Below are 15,284 nucleotides of genomic sequence, written 5' to 3' on the forward strand. Positions count from 1 at the left end.
GGGAGAGGGTGGTCCCGACCGGGGCCCTGCACACGACGCTTTTGGGGGGCTTGAACCTATGGACCCGAACAACCGGGGACCCGAGGAGCACGGCCGAGACGGCGGCCACCAGGCGCCGCGCCCACGCCCGCCCAGGGACCCCCTGACCACCGACTTCGGACAGCACGCGCCCGCGCTCGCCCGCACGGTGCAGCTGGTGTCCGGCGACTTCCTGCTCACCGTCAATCCCGTGGACGGCAGTGAGATCGAGGTCTGCCCGCCGGGGGAGCGGCCCGCCCGGCCCGAGAAGCTCACCGCGGCCGAACGCGCCGAGGCGGAGCGCGCCGCGAGGCCGCCCCTGCCGCCGGGGCCGGTCCGGACCGTGCTCGGCCTGCTGGCCCGCGAGGACGAACGCGAACGCCTGGTGCGGCTGCTCGCCCGCGGCCGTTCCGTCCGCCTCACCGGCCCCGCCGGCTCCGGCCGCACCAGCCTCCTCGACATCGTCGCCGAGGACTGCGCGGGCCTCGCACCCGACGGCGTCGTGCGGCTCAGCGGCTTCCGCCGCACGGCCGACGACCTTCTGTACGACCTCTTCCACGCCGTCCACCGCGCGCCCCTGCACCGCCCGGACCGGGAGGAACTGCTCGGCCGACTGAGGGAGGTCGGCGCGGTCGTCGTCCTGGACGACGTCGAGTTCGGCGGCACCGCCCTCGACGAGCTGCTGGACGCCACCCCCGAGTGCGCCTTCCTCATCGGCGCGACCCCGGACGTGCCCGCGCCCTTGGCCGACTCGGCCGTCGAGGAGGTCTTCCTCACCGGCCTGGACCGCTCGGACGGCGTGGAGCTGCTGGAGCGCGCCGCCGGCCGGTCCCTCACCGAGGAGGAGGCCAACTGGGCCGGCGACCTCTGGTTCGAGTCCGAGGGTCTGCCGCTGCGCTTCGTCCAGGCCGGTGCCCTGCTGCGCCGGCGCGACCGGCAGCGGGCGGGTGCCGACGCCGTCGACGAGTTCGGTGTCTTCGTCGACGCCCGTCCGGCCGACGACGCGCCCTACGACGCCGCCGAGGCCGACGACGTACCCCTGCCGTCCCTCGGTGAGGCCGCCGCGCCCGCGCCACTGCTCGCCTCCCGGCTCAGCGCCTCCGCCCGCACCACCCTGGAGTTCGCCGTCGCGCTCGGCGGCGAGGTGCCGCACCAGGCGCATCTGCCCGCGCTGGTCGGCGACACCCACGCGGACGCCGCCCTCGGCGAGCTGACCGACTGCGGACTGGTCTCGCCGGTCGGCTCCCGCTACCGGCTCGCCGCCGGGGTCCTCACCCAGCTGGAGAGCGCCGGCTACGCCGACGACGTACGCGAACGGGCCCTGGCCGCCGCCCAGCACTACGCCTGGTGGGCCGGGCACCCCTCGGTCACCCCGGAGCGGGTCTGCTCCGAGGCGGACGCCGTGCTGGCCGCCCTGGCCGTGCTGGGGCCGGCGACAACCCCGCCGGCGGACGACGAGGAGAGCCCCGCCGTCCAGCTGGCCCGCACCGCGGCACCGGCGTTCGCCGCCGGACTGCACTGGAGCGCCTGGGAACGGGCGCTGCGTTCCGGCACCGAGGCCTCCCGGCTCGCCGGTGACGTCGCGGAACAGGCCTACTTCCATCACGAGCTCGGCGTCCTCGCGCTGTGCGAGGGACACCTCGACCGGGCCCGCGCCGAGCTGGAGGCCTCCATCGGGCTGCGCGGCGCGCTCTCCGACAAGCGCGGCGCCGTCGCGGGCCGCCGTGCCCTCGCGCTGGTCGCCGACCGGAGCGGGGACACCCCCGGGCTCGGCACCGGCGCGGGCGCGTTCGGCGGAGCGGGGGCCGTCGCCGGACTCGGCGTCGCGGGCCTCGGCCCGACCGCGGGGGAGGAGGTGCCCGACGCCCGCAACGAGGAGTCGGCGTCACCGCCCGCGGGCGTACCCGCGCCCTTCCCGCCCCTCCAGCCGCTCCCGCTCCCGCAGTCGCCGACCCTGGTCACCAGCCGGGAAGCGGGCGCCGGGCCGTCCCGCAGGGCGGGCGTCGGCATCAAGGGCTTCGCACGGCGCAATCTCGTCGCCGCCGGGGCGGGTGCGCTGCTCGTCGCCGTGCTCGGCACGGTGGTGACCCTCGGCGCCACGTCGGAGAACGACGCCGGCGATCCGTCGGACCAGGTCGGTGTCAACCCGTCGGCCAGCCAGGGTGTCGACGACGGCAGCCTGGGCGCGGACCGGCCGTCCGACGACGGCGCGAACCCGGGAGACACCGGCCGGCCCACCGACCCCGGTCCGGACGGCACCGTCGGCACGTCGGACGACCCGACGCCGAGCGAGTCGGCCGGCCCGTCGGACGGCCCGAGCAGCCCGGGCAGCACCGGTGAGCCCGGCGACAGCGAGAGCCCGGACGACCCGGGCTCGCCGGACGAGTCGAGCAAGCCGCCGACCTCGCCCTCGACGAAGCCGACGACGCCGAGGCCCACGGACACCGAGCCGACCGATCCCGGTACGCCGACCGAGACCGAGGAGCCCACCACACCCGCGCCCACCGAGACGGAGACGACGCCGCCGCCGTCGACCCCGGAGACGTCCGACACGGCCAGCGGCCCCGGCGCGCCCCCCACCACCGCCAGCTCCCCCGCGGGCACCGCGACCGCCTCGCAGAGCAGCACCGCGACCAGCGGCACGGGCACCGGCACGGGGACGCCGGGCGGCTCGAGCCCGGCGACGGGTCAGATCATCTGACGCGCCCGGGCCGAGCACGGGACACAGCGCGGGAGGGCCGGGTCCGCACACGGACCCGGCCCTCCCGTACGTCGTATGTGACGCCCGCTCAGAACAACCGCAGCTTGTCGTCCTCGATGCCCCGCATGGCGTTGTAGTCCAGCACCTGGCAGCCGATGCCGCGGTCCGTGGCGAGCACGCGGGCCTGCGGCTTGATCTCCTGGGCGGCGAAGACGCCGCGCACCGGGGCGAGATGGGGGTCGCGGTTCAACAGCTCCAGGTAGCGCGTGAGCTGCTCCACGCCGTCGATCTCGCCGCGCCGCTTGATCTCGACCGCTACGGTCCGGCCCTCGGCGTCCCGGCACAGGATGTCGACGGGGCCGATGGCGGTCATGTACTCGCGGCGGATGAGCGTGTAGCCCTCGCCCAGCGTCTCGATACGGTCGGCGAGCAGCTCCTGGAGGTGCGCTTCCACGCCGTCCTTGATCAGGCCCGGATCGACGCCCAGCTCGTGCGAGGAGTCGTGGAGGACCTCCTCCATCGTGATGATGAGCTTCTCGCCCGCCTTGTTGACGACGGTCCAGACGCCCTCCTCCTCGCCCGTGCCCTCCTTCAGGGTGCAGGGCGGCGACATCCAGTTGAGGGGCTTGTAGGCCCGGTCGTCGGCGTGGATCGAGACGCTGCCGTCAGCCTTGACCAGGATCAGCCGGGGGGCCGAGGGCAGGTGGGCGGTGAGCCGCCCGGCGTAGTCGACGGAGCAGCGGGCAATGACGAGACGCATGGTCGGCAACGCTACTCGACGTGCCGGGCCCGGCGCGATTCGCCCGTGCCCCGGCGGTCCGGGGTGCTGTCCCACTTCTCCCATTGGCCCCGTCTTGCGCACTGGCCGATTGTGCGCCTACCGGATGGTGCCCATATGGGCATTCTCCTGGTGCGGTCTCGATCGGTTGCTTACGGTATTGAACGGGAGGTCGCGAGGTGTGTACTCAGCGTGTTCGAAATCGCGCTCCCGTCAACTGTCCGGCAACCCCTGCCAGTCGGGGGTGCGAGAGGAGAACCCATGTCGCTCGACGTCTCACCGGCCCTACTCGAACAGGCCGAGCGAGGCGAGGTCGACGAAGCAGCCTTCGTCGACTGCGTCCGGACTTCCCTGCCTTACGCATGGGAGATGGTCAGCTCCCTGGTGGCACAGCTGAAGGTCGACGGCGGAGCGTTCGCCGACAACCAGACGCCCCCGCCGGACGAGCAGGCGCGCGGCCAGCTGCTGCGTGCGCTGGCGAGTGACGCCATACGCGGTGCACTGCAGCGGCACTTCGGGGTGCGGCTGGCCTTCCAGAACTGCCACCGGGTGGCGGTGTTCCCGTTGGACTCCTCTGTCGACGAGAAGCTGACCCGCTTCACCTCGGTACGCAGCCAGGTGCTGAACCAGTCGCCCGAGTTCCGCGACTGCTGACGCCACGGTCGTCCGCTTGCCGTTCCGTACGCGGGAGGTGCAGTTCTGTACCGGAGCGGCAAGCGCCCCGCCCGCTGCCTCAGGGGAGCTGGGGGAGGACCTCGGCGCCGAGCCGCCGTACGTTCTCCTCGGTCGCCGCGAGGTCTCCGGACCCCTCGACGAGCAGGGCGAAGCGGTGGATGCCGGTCCGCTCGCCGGTCGCCGCGAGCCGGTCCGCGCACAGCCGGGGCGGGCCCACCGGGTGCAGTCCGCAGAGCAGTTCGGTGTACGCGTGCGGGTCGCGCATCTGCCGGGCGCGGCCGTCCACCGTGACGTGGGCGCCCAGGCCCTGACGCAGCCAGCCGGGCATCGCCTTGAGCAGGGTCTCCGCCGCGTCGACGCGCCGGTCCGCGATCTGGCACACGCCGGCCGAGACATGGGCCGCGCCGTGGATCTCCGCCGCCGGCCGGCCGGCCGCGCGTGCGTGCTGCCGCCACAGGGCGACCATCTCGGCCTTCTCCTCGTCCCCGACGTGCATCCCGAGCAGCATCGGCAGCCCACGCTCGGCCGCCATGCGCACGCTCGCCGGGGACGTGCAGGCGACGACGACCTCGGGGCCCGCGCCCTCCGTCAGGGACTCCGACGGGCGCGGGACGACGGGCACCTCGCGGAACCGGAAGCGTTCGCCGCGGGCGCCGACGGCCGGTTCGCGCAGCCAGCGGACCAGCAGATCGAGTGACTCCGGGAAGCCCTTCTCGTACGCCTCCAGGCCGGCGCCGAAGACCTCGAGGTCCACCCACGGGCCGCCCCGGCCCACGCCCAGCGAGAACCGGCCGCCGCTCGTGACGTGGAGCAGCGCGGCCTGCTCGCCGAGGGTCACGGGGTGGGTGGTGGGCAGCACGCTGACCGCGGTGCCGACCCGGATGCGGCGGGTACGGCCCAGCAGCAGTGCGGCCAGGGTCACGGCCGACGGACACGTGCCGTACGGCACGAAGTGGTGTTCGGCCAGCCAGACCGTGTCCAGCCCCGCCTCCTCGGCGGCCTCGGCGGAGCGGACCGCGCGATGCAGCGCCTCCCCCTGGCCCTGGCCCGGGAACTGGGCGCCCAACACGAAACTTCCTACACGCATTGCTCTTCCTGCTTCCTCGGCTCCGACCCGGAGCTCCCCCACAGGGCATAACCGTCTGACACGTGCCGAGGACACGGCCGGGCGGAGAGATTTGCGGATTGTCTGCAGAATCAGCCGTTGTGGAGGGCCGGTGGCGGCCCCCGCGACGGCTCCGTACGGGGGAGATGCGGCGGTTGGCGACGTACGCGTACCCCTGTCCGTGCCGCGTAGGCTGGACGCCGCCCGTATTCCCTGTATAGCTCCGTGAGGTGTCCTGTGTCCCCGCGTCGCAACCGACCCAAGGGAGCCGGTTCGTCCGGCCGGAGCGCCGAGGACGACGGCTCCGGCCGCTACGGCGGCTGGCAGTCGTCGGAGAGCTGGCAGGGCGAGGCCTGGAGCGTACGGCACGTGGCGGGCGCGAGCGCGCAGGGGAAGTCGTACCGCTGCCCGGGCTGCGACCAGTTGATCCCGGACGGTGTCCCGCACGTGGTGGCCTGGCCGGCGCACTCGGGCGTCGACGAGCGCCGGCACTGGCACAAGTCCTGCTGGAACGCGAAGGACCGCCGCACCACGCGGGTGCAGCGGTCCCGTAACGCGCCGAGGTTCTGAGCCGTCCTACACGTCCCGCTTCTCCAGCAGCGCGAACGCGCCGGCGAACGCGGCGGCCGTCACGCCGAGCATGATCCACAGCGGGTCCCAGCCGGACGGGCCGGAATCGCTGAGCGAGTTGGCGTAGAAGATGCTCATCTGGTTGGGGATCGAGTACTCGAACAGTGCCTGCTGCACGTCCTTCAGCGATTCCGAGAACATGAACAGCGCGATCACCAGCGGGGCGAGCAGGAGCCCGATCATGATCGTGATGGCGCCCGCCGAGTGGCGGATGACCGAGCCGATGGCCAGCGAGAGCAGCCCGAGCAGCGCCACGTACAGAGAGACGCCGACGGTGCCCTTGAACCACTCCGCGCCGCTGGGGTCCGAGGCGCCGTTGCCCTCCAGCATGGCCACGTGCAGCAGGCCGATGAGGGAGACGGACACCAGCGTCACCACGAAGGCCACCACGAAGAACACGATCCCCTTGGCGGCGAGGACGCGGCCGCGGCTGGGGCAGGCGGTCATCGTGGTCCGCACCATGCCGGTGCCGTACTCCGAGGCGGTGGTCAGCACGCCGAGGGTGATGAGGCAGATGCAGCCGAGCAGCAGGCCGAAGAAGCCGAGGCTGAGCGCGGGCTCGCCGGCCAGGTCGGACGAGGAACTCGCCACCACCAGGCCGGTCAGCAGGCCGATGCCGACGACCAGCAGGACGAACACGCCCAGCGTCCACATCGTCGAGCGCACCGACTTGATCTTCGTCCACTCGGAGGCGAGCGCGTGCCCGAGGTGCGTGCGCACCACCGGGATCGGTGACGTGTACGTGGGGTACGGCGACCCGGGCGCCGCCTGCCAGTCGGGTGCGGCCTGCTGCGTCGGGGGCTGGGGCGTGCTCATCGGGCGTCCTCGGGCTTGCTCGGGTCGGTGACGGGCGCGGAGGTGGGAGTGGGCGAGGGGGCGGCGCCGGGCGGCGCGGGGACCGGAGCGGGCGCCTGCGGGGCCGGCGGGGCCTGCTGTGCCTGCGGGGGCTGCTGTGCCGCGTACGGGTTGGCGGGCTGCCTGCCCGGCGCCGCACCGGGCGCGGCCGGGGCGCCGTACGGTCCCGCCGGGGCCTGGCCCGGCGCGCCCTGGGGCACGGGGAAGGGCTGACCGCCCTGCTGGGGCGGCGGCGGGGCGTACCAGCCGGGCTGGCCCTGTCCGGGCACCGGCATCGGCGGCTGCGCGCCGGGCGGCAGCGGCTGCTGGAGCCCGGCCTTCTGGTCGGCGGTCGACCGGTAGTCGACGGCGCCCTGGGTCATCCGCATGTAGGCCTCCTCCAGCGAGGCCTGGTGCGGCGACAGCTCCCACAGCCGTACGTCGCTGCCGTGCGCGATGTCGCTGATCCGGGGGAGCGGCAGCCCGGTCACCCGGAGCGCGCCGTCCTGCTCGGACATGACGTGCCCGCCCGCCTCGGTCAGCGCGGACGTCAGCTTCTCGCGCAGCTGCGGCTCGCTGTCCGGCGTCCGCACGCGCGCGAAGTCGGCGGAGTTGGCCGAGATGAAGTCCTTCACGCTCATGTCGGACAGCAGCTGGCCGCGCCCGATGACGATCAGGTGGTCGGCGGTCAGCGCCATCTCGCTCATCAGGTGCGAGGAGACGAAGACGGTACGGCCCTCCGCCGCGAGCGCCTTCATCAGGTTGCGCACCCAGTGGATGCCCTCGGGGTCGAGGCCGTTGACCGGCTCGTCGAACAGCAGCACCTGGGGGTCGCCGAGCAGCGCGGCGGCGATGCCGAGCCGCTGGCCCATGCCGAGGGAGAAGCCCTTGGAACGCCGCCTGGCCACGTCCTGGAGGCCGACCACGCCGAGCACCTCGTCCACGCGCCGGGCCGGGATGCCCGACAGCTGGGCCAGGCTCAGCAGGTGGTTGCGGGCGGCCCGGCCGCCGTGCACCGCCTTGGCGTCGAGCAGCGCGCCGACCTGGCGGGCGGCGTTGGGGAGCTTGCGGTAGGGGTGGCCGCCGATGGTCACGTGCCCGGCGGTGGGGTTGTCCAGGCCGAGGATCATGCGCATCGTCGTCGACTTGCCCGAGCCGTTGGGCCCGAGGAAGCCGGTGACGGCGCCGGGCCGCACCTGGAAGGAGAGGTTGTACACAGCGGTCTTGTCGCCGTAGCGCTTGGTCAGGCCGACAGCCTCGATCATGCTCCGCACCCATCGGAAGGTTCAGGACAGCAGGGCACACGCCCCCGTAAGGGTTAGGAGGATATCGAGACGCTGACGGTTCCGTTCAAGCCCGGGCAAAATCCGGGCTCGGACGGAACACCTCCAGCGTCTGCCCGGTCCTCAGGCGTCCCGCCTCTTCAGCACAACGTACCCGCCGACGAGGGCCGCGATCACCCACAGTGCCATGATCCCGAGGCCGCCCCACGGGCCGTAGGGGACGTCGTCGTCGATCGGCGCGACCACCTGCATGATCTTGCTGCCGGCCTGGTCGGGCAGGAACCGGCCGACCTTCTCCGTCGCCGGGACGTTGCCCAGGATGTTGGAGATCAGGAAGAAGAAGGGCATCAGGATGCCCAGCGACAGCATCGGCGAGCGCAGCATCGCGGCGACGCCCATCGAGAACATCGCGATGAGCGTCATGTACAGGCCGCCGCCGATGACCGCGCGCAGCACGCCCGGATCGCCGATCGACGCCTTGAGATCGCCGAGCATCGCCTGTCCGAGGAAGAAGGTGGCGAAGCTGGTGACCAGGCTCACGACGAGGGCGAGTGCGGTGGCCACCGCGATCTTGCTGAACAGGAAGGTGCCGCGTCGCGGGACGGCGGCCAGCGAGGTGCGGATCATGCCGGAGCTGTACTCGTTCGCCACCACCAGCACCCCGAACACGATCATCGCCAGCTGGCCGAGGCTCGTCCCGGCGAAGCTGATGAAGGTCGGGTCGAAGGTGAGCTGGTCCTGCTCGCTCATGTTGCCGAACTCGCTCTTCGACAGCGCCGAGATCAGCATGCCGAGGGCGATGGTGACGACCACGGCGAGGCCCAGCGTCCACACCGTGGACGCGACCGACCGGATCTTGGTCCACTCGGACCGTACGACCTGTGTCGCCGCCATGCTCATCCCTTCCTCCAGTCGCTGCCCCACTGCTGCTGCCCCTGCTGTCCCTGCTGCTGTTGTGGCGGCACCGCACCGGGCGGCTGCCCGTCGTGCGCGTGGTACTCCACGGACTCCGCGGTCAGCTGCATGAACGCCTCCTCCAGCGAGGCACGCTGCGGGCTCAGCTCGTGCAGCACGATCTGGTGCCGCGCCGCCAGCTCCCCGATCGCCTCCGACTTGTCGCCGTCCACCTCCAGCACCTCGGACCCGGTCTCCACGACCGTGATGCCGTCCCCGTGCAGTACGTCGAGCAGCCGCTCGCGCTGCGGAGTGCGGATCCGGACGTAGCTGCGCGAGTTCTCCGCGATGAACTCGGCCATCGAGGTGTCCGCCAGCAGCCTGCCCTGGCCGATGACCACGAGATGGTCCGCCGTCAGCGCCATCTCGCTCATCAGGTGGGAGGAGACGAAGACCGTACGGCCCTGGGAGGCCAGCGTCTTCATCAGGTTGCGGATCCAGTGGATGCCCTCGGGGTCGAGGCCGTTGACCGGCTCGTCGAACATCAGGATCCGCGGGTCGCCGAGCAGCGCGCCGGCGATGCCGAGCCGCTGGCCCATGCCGAGGGAGAAACCCTTGGTCTTCTTCCGGGCGACCGCCGAGAGCCCGACGGTGTCCAGCACCTCGCGCACCCGGGTCGCCGGAATGCCGTTGCTCTGCGCGAGGCAGAGCAGGTGGTTGTAGGCGCTGCGCCCCCCGTGCCAGGCCTTGGCCTCCAGCAGCGCGCCGATGTACGTCAGTGGGTCCTTGAGCTGGTCGTAGTGCTTGCCGTCGATCCGGACGTCCCCGGCGGTGGGCCGGTCCAGGCCCAGCACCATCCGCATGGTGGTCGACTTGCCCGCGCCGTTCGGTCCGAGGAAACCCGTGATGATGCCGGGTCTGACGGTGAAGGAGAGATTGTTGACCGCCACCTTCTCGCCGTACCGCTTGGTCAGCCCCTCGAGCTCGATCATGGCGCCCACGCTAGAACGGGACGAAGCCCTCTGCCACCCCAGTGACAGAAGGCTTCGACTTTGTTCCCTACTTGTTCGGCCGGCGCAGGCCCGGGGTCAGCGGGACTGCTGGGCCGGCACCCCGCGGGAGACCGGCTCGTCCTCGGCCGGCGTGCCGGCGGCGGCCACCGCGGCGCCCGTGAGGGTCGCCAGCATCTCACGCACGTTGGTCAGCTGCGCGTTGATGGAGTCGCGGCGGTTGGTGAGGGCCGCGAGCTCGCGCTCCGATTCCGAACGGATCCGGTCCGCCTTGGCGTTGGCGTCGGCCACGATGTCCTCGGCCTGGCGCTGCGCCGTCTCGACGGTCTGGCGGGCGCGGCGCTCGGCGTCCGTGCGCAGCTTCTCCGCCTCCAGGCGAAGCTGCTCCGCGCGGTGCTCGATCTCCGCGAGGCGCTTCTCGGCCTTGGCCTGACGGGAGGCCAGGTCGCGCTCGGACTGCTCGCGGCGCTTGGCGAGGTTCGTCTCGAAGTCGGCGGCGGCCTGCGCGGCCTTGGCGCGGGTCTCCTCGAAGAGGGCGTCCGCCTCCTCGCGCTTGGACTGCGCGTCCTTCTGCGCCTCGGAACGCAGCTGCGAGGCGTCGCTCTTGGCCTTCTCGACGATCCGGACGCCCTCGTCCTCGGACTTGGCCTTGCGCTCGGCGGCGTACGACTCCGCGTCGTTGCGCACCTGCTGGGCCGCCGACTCGGCGAGCTCGCGGTGCTGCTCGGCCGCGCGCCGAGCCTCCTCGCGCAGGTCCTTCGCCTCTTCCTCGGCGAGCCGCAGGATCTTCTCGACCCGGGCGCCGAGACCGGCGTACGACGGCTCGGCGTCGTTGACCTGGGCCTGGGCGTTCTGGGTCTCGAGGTGGAGCTCCTCGATGCGCTTTTCCAGAGCGGTGATGCGGGCGAGAGCGCTGTCACGGTCGGAGACGAGCTTGGAGATACGTTCGTCCACCTGAGCGCGGTCGTACCCACGCCGCACAAGCTCGAAGCCGTAGGGGGAAGTGTCGCTCATGGGGTTCCTGTCGAAAGAGACCGGTGAGGTGATAGAGGGAATCCTAGGCGCCAATGCGGTGTGTCATCGAGCGGATGCACGTTTGATACGGAGAATGACACCTCTTTTGGGTGGCCGGCCCACGGATGGCTTGCCAAAGTTCTGGTCAAGGGTGTTGCCAGGGAACAGGTCAAAGATCTCCAGTGCACATCGAATCCGCCCCGGGCGCTAGCCGTCTGACGACTTGCCACCCGAACGTGGGGCGCCCACCGTGGCACCGGCCTTGACCCCGTTGTCCTTGCCGCCGCCCGTCGGTGCCTCGAAGGACTCCAGCGCTTCCAGCACGTCCTGCACCCGGGAGATCTCCGCGTTGATGTCCTCGCGGCGACGCACCAGGGTCTCCAGCTCGCGCTTGCCCTCGTCGACCGTGCGCCGGGCCTCCCGGACCGCCTCGGCCTTGATCTCCTCGGCCTCCCGGACCAACGAAACCTTCTTCTGCTCGGCCTCCTTGAGCAGCCCCTCCGCCTTCTTGACGGCGGCGATGCGCACCTTGCCGGCCTCGGAGTTGGCCTCCGACACCAGCTCCTTGGCCTTCGCCTCCGCCTTGGCGAGCTGTTCCTCGGCGGCCTTGATGAGCGCGTCGCAGCGGTCGCCGGCCGACTTCATCGTCTCGGCGGCCTCGCGGCGGGCCCGCTCGTGCAGTTCCTCGATCTCGGAGGTGAGCCGCTCGCGCAGCTCCTCCGCGCGCTCCCTTATGGCGGTCGCGTCCCGGCGGGCGCCGACCAGCAGCTCGTCCGCGTCCGTACGGGCCTTCTCCACCCGGGTGTTGCCCTCGACCGTCGCCTGCGCGACGATCCGCTCGGCCTCCGTGCGGGCCGCGCCGACCATCGTGTCGGCCTGCGACTCGGCGTCCGCGGTGGTCTTCTGGGCCTGCTGCTGGGCCTCGGTGAGCAGCTTGTCGGCCTCGGCCGTGGTCTCCGTGATGAGCGTGTCGACCTGCTCGGCCGCCTCCGAGCGCCGCTTGTTGGCGTCCTTGCGGGCCTCGTCGAGGGTGCGCTCGGCCTCCTCGCGGGCGGCCGTGGTGACCCGCTCGGCCTCCGCCGCCGCCTCGGCCCGGACGCGCTCCGCCTCGGTGCGGACGCGCTCGGCGTGCTGCTGCGCGGAGCCGACCGTCTCGGCGGCCTCGGCCCGCAGCCGCTCCGCCTCGCCGGTGGCGTCCGAGACCAGCTGCTCGGCCCGGGCGCTCGCCTCGGACCTGACCCGGTCGGCCTCGGCGACCGTCTCGGTCCGCAGCCGCTCGGCCTCCTCGGCCGCCGCCGCCTGAACGCGCTCCGCCTCGTTCGCCGCCTCGGTGCGGACGCGCTCCGCCTCCGCGACCGTCTCCGTCCGGATCCGGTCGGTCTCGGCCGCGGTCTCCGTGGTGAGCCGCTCCGCCTCGGAGCGCGCCTCGGTGATCAGGGTGTCCGCCTGCGTCGCCGCGTCGGACCGGATGCGGTTGGCGTCCTCGCGGGCGTCCGCCCGGGTACGCGACGCGGACTGCTCGGCCTCGGCGATGGTGTCGGAGGCCTCCGTGCGCACCCGCTGGGCGTGCTCGGAGACGTCCGTACGGATCCGCTCGGCCTCCGTGATGGCCTCGGACACCGTCCGCTCGGCCAGCGCCTTGGCGGCCTCCGTCTCCTCCTGCGCCTCGCGCCGCAGCCGCCCGGAGTCCTCGCTCGCCCGCTCCCGCTCCGCGTAGGCGTCGGCGCGGACCCGGTCCGCCTCCTCCTCGGCCTCGCGCCGGGTGCGCTCCGCCGCGTGCTCGGCGGCGCTGCGCAGTCCGGTGATCTCCTCCTGGGCCTGCTCGTGCAGCCCGGCGACCGAGTCCCGTACCTGCGTCGCGTGCTGCTCGGCGGCCGACACCATCTCGGTCGCGCGCCGGTCGGCCTCCTCGACCAGCCGGGTCGCCTCGGCCTGGGCCTCCTCCACGCGGTTGCGCGCGGAGGCCAGCAGCTCCTCGCTCTGCTCGCGGGCCCGCTCGCGCTCCTGGTCCGCCTCCTGCCGGGCGTCGCCGAGCAGTTCCTCGGCCTCGCGGCGGCGCCGGGCGGCCTCCTCCTGCGCGGCGGCCAGCGCCTCGGACGCCTCGGCGGCGATGCGCTCGGCGGCGGTCTGCGCCTCCGCCCGCACCCGGTCGGCGCTCTCCTGGGCCTCCGACTTCAGGCGCTCCGCCTCGCCGGCGGCCTCCGACCGCAGGCGTACGGCGACGTTCTCGGCCTCCGCGCGGGAGGCGGAGGCGTCCGCGGCGGCCTCCGTGCGCAGCCGCTCGGCCTCCGTCTCGGCCTGCTGCTGGAGCGTACGGATCCGCTCCGCCGCCTCCGTGCGCAGCCGCTCGCTCTCCTCGGCCGCCTCGCGGCGGATGCGCTCGCCCTCCTCGCGGGCCCCGGCCAGCGCCTCCTCGGCGGCGGTGCGGCGCTCCTCCGCCTCGGTGTGCAGCCGCGTCAGCTCCTCGGCGGCCTCCGCCTGCCGGGCCTCGACGGCGCGCTCGGTCTCCTCGCGCAGCTCGCGGGCGGCCCGCTCGGCCTCCGCCTGGAGCTCCTCGGCGCGCTCGGCGGCCTCCGCGCGGTGCCGCTCGGCCTCGGCGCGGGTGCGCTCCAGCGTCTCCTCGGCCTGCCGGCGCAGGGTCGTCGCCCGCTCGATGGCCTCGGTGCGGACCTTCTCGCTGTCCGCCGTCGCGGTCTGCCGCAGCTCGTCGGCGTCGGCCTTGGCCTTGGCGAGCAGCTCCTCGGCGGTCTTCGCCGCCTCCTCGATCTGCGCCACGGCCTCCTTGCGGGCCTCCGCGCGGATCTTCTCGCCCTCGGCGACGGCGTCGGCGCGCAGCTGCTCGGCCTCGCCGCGCAGCCGGCGCGCCTCCTCCTGGAGCTCGACCGTCTTGGCGCGGTACTCCTTGGTGTCGTCCTTCGCCGCGCCCTTGAGCTGCTCGGCGATGTCGTGCGCCTCGGCGCGCAGCCGGTCCGCCTCGGCCTCGGCCTCGGTGCGGATCCGCTCGGCCTCCTCGGTGGCGGCCTTCGTGGTCCGCTTGGCGTCCTCGGACGCCTTGTTCAGCACGTCCTCGGCGGTCTTGGCCGCCTTGGAGAGCTGGGTGGCCGACTCCTCGGCGGTGAGCGTACGGGCCTTCTCGGCGGCCTCGGCGACGATCTTCTCGGCCTCGGCGCGGGCGTCCGCGACGAGCTGCTCGGCCTCGGTCCTGGTGGACTCGGCGTCCTTGGTGGCCTCGCCGACCAGCCGGGCGACCTGCTCCTTGGCGGTGCGGGTGCGCTGCTCGTTGGTCTGCTCCGCGCTCGCGAGGGCCTTGGCCGCGGACTCCTTGGCCTCGGCGACCACCTTCTCGGCCTCGGCCTGCGCCTTGCGCAGCGCCTCCTCGGCCTCGGACATCCGCTGCTCGGCGGCCCGGCTCAGCTCCTGGACCTGGCGGCGGGTGGACTCCGACTCGGTGGCGGTGGAGGTGCGCAACTGCTCGGCGTGGTCGGTGGCCTCCTGCGCCTGCGTGGAGGCGGCGGTCAGCAGCCGCTCGGCGTCGGCGCGGGCGCGGCGCAGGATCTGCTCGGCCTCGGCGCGGGCGCTCTCGGCGTCGTCCTGCAGCCGCCGGCGGGCCTCGGAGGTGAGCCGCTCCGCCTCCGCGCGGGCCGCGGCCATGGCCTGCTCGGCCTCGGCACGGGACTCGTCGAGCAGCCGGCGGGCCTGCTGCTCGGTGCGGGCACGCAGCTGCTCCGCCCAGGCCACGTTCTCGTTGACGTGCGACTCGACGGTCTGCCGGCGCTCGGCCAGCTCCTGGTCCAGCTGCTGGCGGCGGGTCACCGCCTCCTGATGCAGCTCGGCCTGGAGCCGGGCGGCCTGCTCGGCGTGCTCCTGGAGGATGCGCTGCGTCTGCGCGCGGGCCTGGCTCAGCTCCCGCTCGGCGTCCGAGCGCAGCTGGTCGGCCTGCGTCTGCGCGTTGCGCAGCAACTGCTCGGCCTGGTACCCGATGTCGCCGCCGTCGAAGGCGGGCCGGGACATGATGGTGCGCCGCGCCTCGTGCAACTTGGCGCGCAGCACCTCGACCTGGTAGCCGAGGTCCTCGGCGTGCTGGATCGCCTTTTCCCGCTCGGTCTTCAGCCGCTTCATCTCGGCCTCGAACCGAGAGAGGTGGTCGACGTCAGCCGCCGGCTCTCGCTCCTGGCTCTCGTAGCCCCGCACTGCGCGGTCCCATCCGTCCCCTGGTCGCGAATCTTCCCGAACGAGCTCCGTCCGTCCGCCGAACGGGGCCCCCGGGGAATGGTGTCAGATCAACGGCGGAGCATGCGCTTCTGCCCCGGCGTTCGCCCCCCGAAACACGACCCCGGCGGTC

11 protein-coding genes are annotated in these 15,284 nt (G+C 73.1%); 3 read left to right on the forward strand and 8 right to left on the reverse strand.

Features of this window, described 5'->3' with window-relative positions:
- Positions 1-58 precede the first annotated feature (58 nt).
- The gene (locus ACIQ6R_RS04295; RefSeq protein ID WP_404218582.1) at positions 59-2,719 is read left to right on the forward strand and encodes an ATP-binding protein; all 2,661 of its coding nucleotides are present in this window, start codon (positions 59-61) and stop codon (positions 2,717-2,719) included.
- An 88-nt stretch (positions 2,720-2,807) separates the two neighbouring features.
- Here ACIQ6R_RS04295 and nucS read toward each other — a convergent pair whose 3' ends face one another.
- Positions 2,808-3,479: an endonuclease NucS gene (nucS, locus tag ACIQ6R_RS04300; RefSeq protein ID WP_375914539.1), complete on the reverse strand. Its 672-nt coding sequence runs from the start codon at positions 3,477-3,479 to the stop codon at positions 2,808-2,810.
- Between the two features lie 279 nt (positions 3,480-3,758).
- Between nucS and ACIQ6R_RS04305 the strand changes: the two genes are divergently transcribed.
- Positions 3,759-4,151, forward strand: coding sequence for an SCO5389 family protein (locus ACIQ6R_RS04305; protein WP_055421911.1), 393 nt, complete (start codon positions 3,759-3,761; stop codon positions 4,149-4,151).
- A gap of 79 nt (positions 4,152-4,230) precedes the next feature.
- Here ACIQ6R_RS04305 and ACIQ6R_RS04310 read toward each other — a convergent pair whose 3' ends face one another.
- Positions 4,231-5,259, reverse strand: coding sequence for an LLM class flavin-dependent oxidoreductase (locus tag ACIQ6R_RS04310; protein WP_404218584.1), 1,029 nt, complete (start codon positions 5,257-5,259; stop codon positions 4,231-4,233).
- Between the two features lie 255 nt (positions 5,260-5,514).
- Between ACIQ6R_RS04310 and ACIQ6R_RS04315 the strand changes: the two genes are divergently transcribed.
- On the forward strand, positions 5,515-5,847 hold the full coding sequence (locus tag ACIQ6R_RS04315; RefSeq protein ID WP_404170520.1) for an ATP/GTP-binding protein: 333 nt from the start codon (positions 5,515-5,517) through the stop codon (positions 5,845-5,847).
- A 6-nt stretch (positions 5,848-5,853) separates the two neighbouring features.
- Here ACIQ6R_RS04315 and ACIQ6R_RS04320 read toward each other — a convergent pair whose 3' ends face one another.
- From ACIQ6R_RS04320 to scy, 6 genes are all read right to left on the reverse strand, one after another.
- Positions 5,854-6,723 (reverse strand): ABC transporter permease, encoded by an 870-nt coding sequence (locus ACIQ6R_RS04320; protein WP_404170523.1) that lies wholly within the window; start codon positions 6,721-6,723, stop codon positions 5,854-5,856.
- Positions 6,720-8,006: an ABC transporter ATP-binding protein gene (locus ACIQ6R_RS04325; protein WP_404218586.1), complete on the reverse strand. Its 1,287-nt coding sequence runs from the start codon at positions 8,004-8,006 to the stop codon at positions 6,720-6,722. The genes ACIQ6R_RS04320 and ACIQ6R_RS04325 overlap by 4 nt, the downstream gene beginning before the upstream one ends.
- A gap of 141 nt (positions 8,007-8,147) precedes the next feature.
- Positions 8,148-8,924, reverse strand: a complete 777-nt coding sequence (locus ACIQ6R_RS04330) for an ABC transporter permease (protein WP_404170529.1) — start codon at positions 8,922-8,924, stop codon at positions 8,148-8,150.
- On the reverse strand, positions 8,921-9,910 hold the full coding sequence (locus ACIQ6R_RS04335) for an ABC transporter ATP-binding protein (RefSeq protein WP_404218588.1): 990 nt from the start codon (positions 9,908-9,910) through the stop codon (positions 8,921-8,923). The genes ACIQ6R_RS04330 and ACIQ6R_RS04335 overlap by 4 nt, the downstream gene beginning before the upstream one ends.
- Before the next feature lie 96 nt (positions 9,911-10,006).
- Complete coding sequence (locus ACIQ6R_RS04340; protein ID WP_121749238.1) at positions 10,007-10,942, reverse strand: cellulose-binding protein; 936 nt, start codon at positions 10,940-10,942, stop codon at positions 10,007-10,009.
- 207 nt (positions 10,943-11,149) lie between these two features.
- On the reverse strand, positions 11,150-15,133 hold the full coding sequence (scy, locus tag ACIQ6R_RS04345) for a polarized growth protein Scy (protein ID WP_404170535.1): 3,984 nt from the start codon (positions 15,131-15,133) through the stop codon (positions 11,150-11,152).
- Positions 15,134-15,284: the final 151 nt, after the last annotated feature.

The organism is Streptomyces sp. NPDC096048 (assembly GCF_044763415.1).
Classification (GTDB): Bacteria; Actinomycetota; Actinomycetes; order Streptomycetales; family Streptomycetaceae; genus Streptomyces.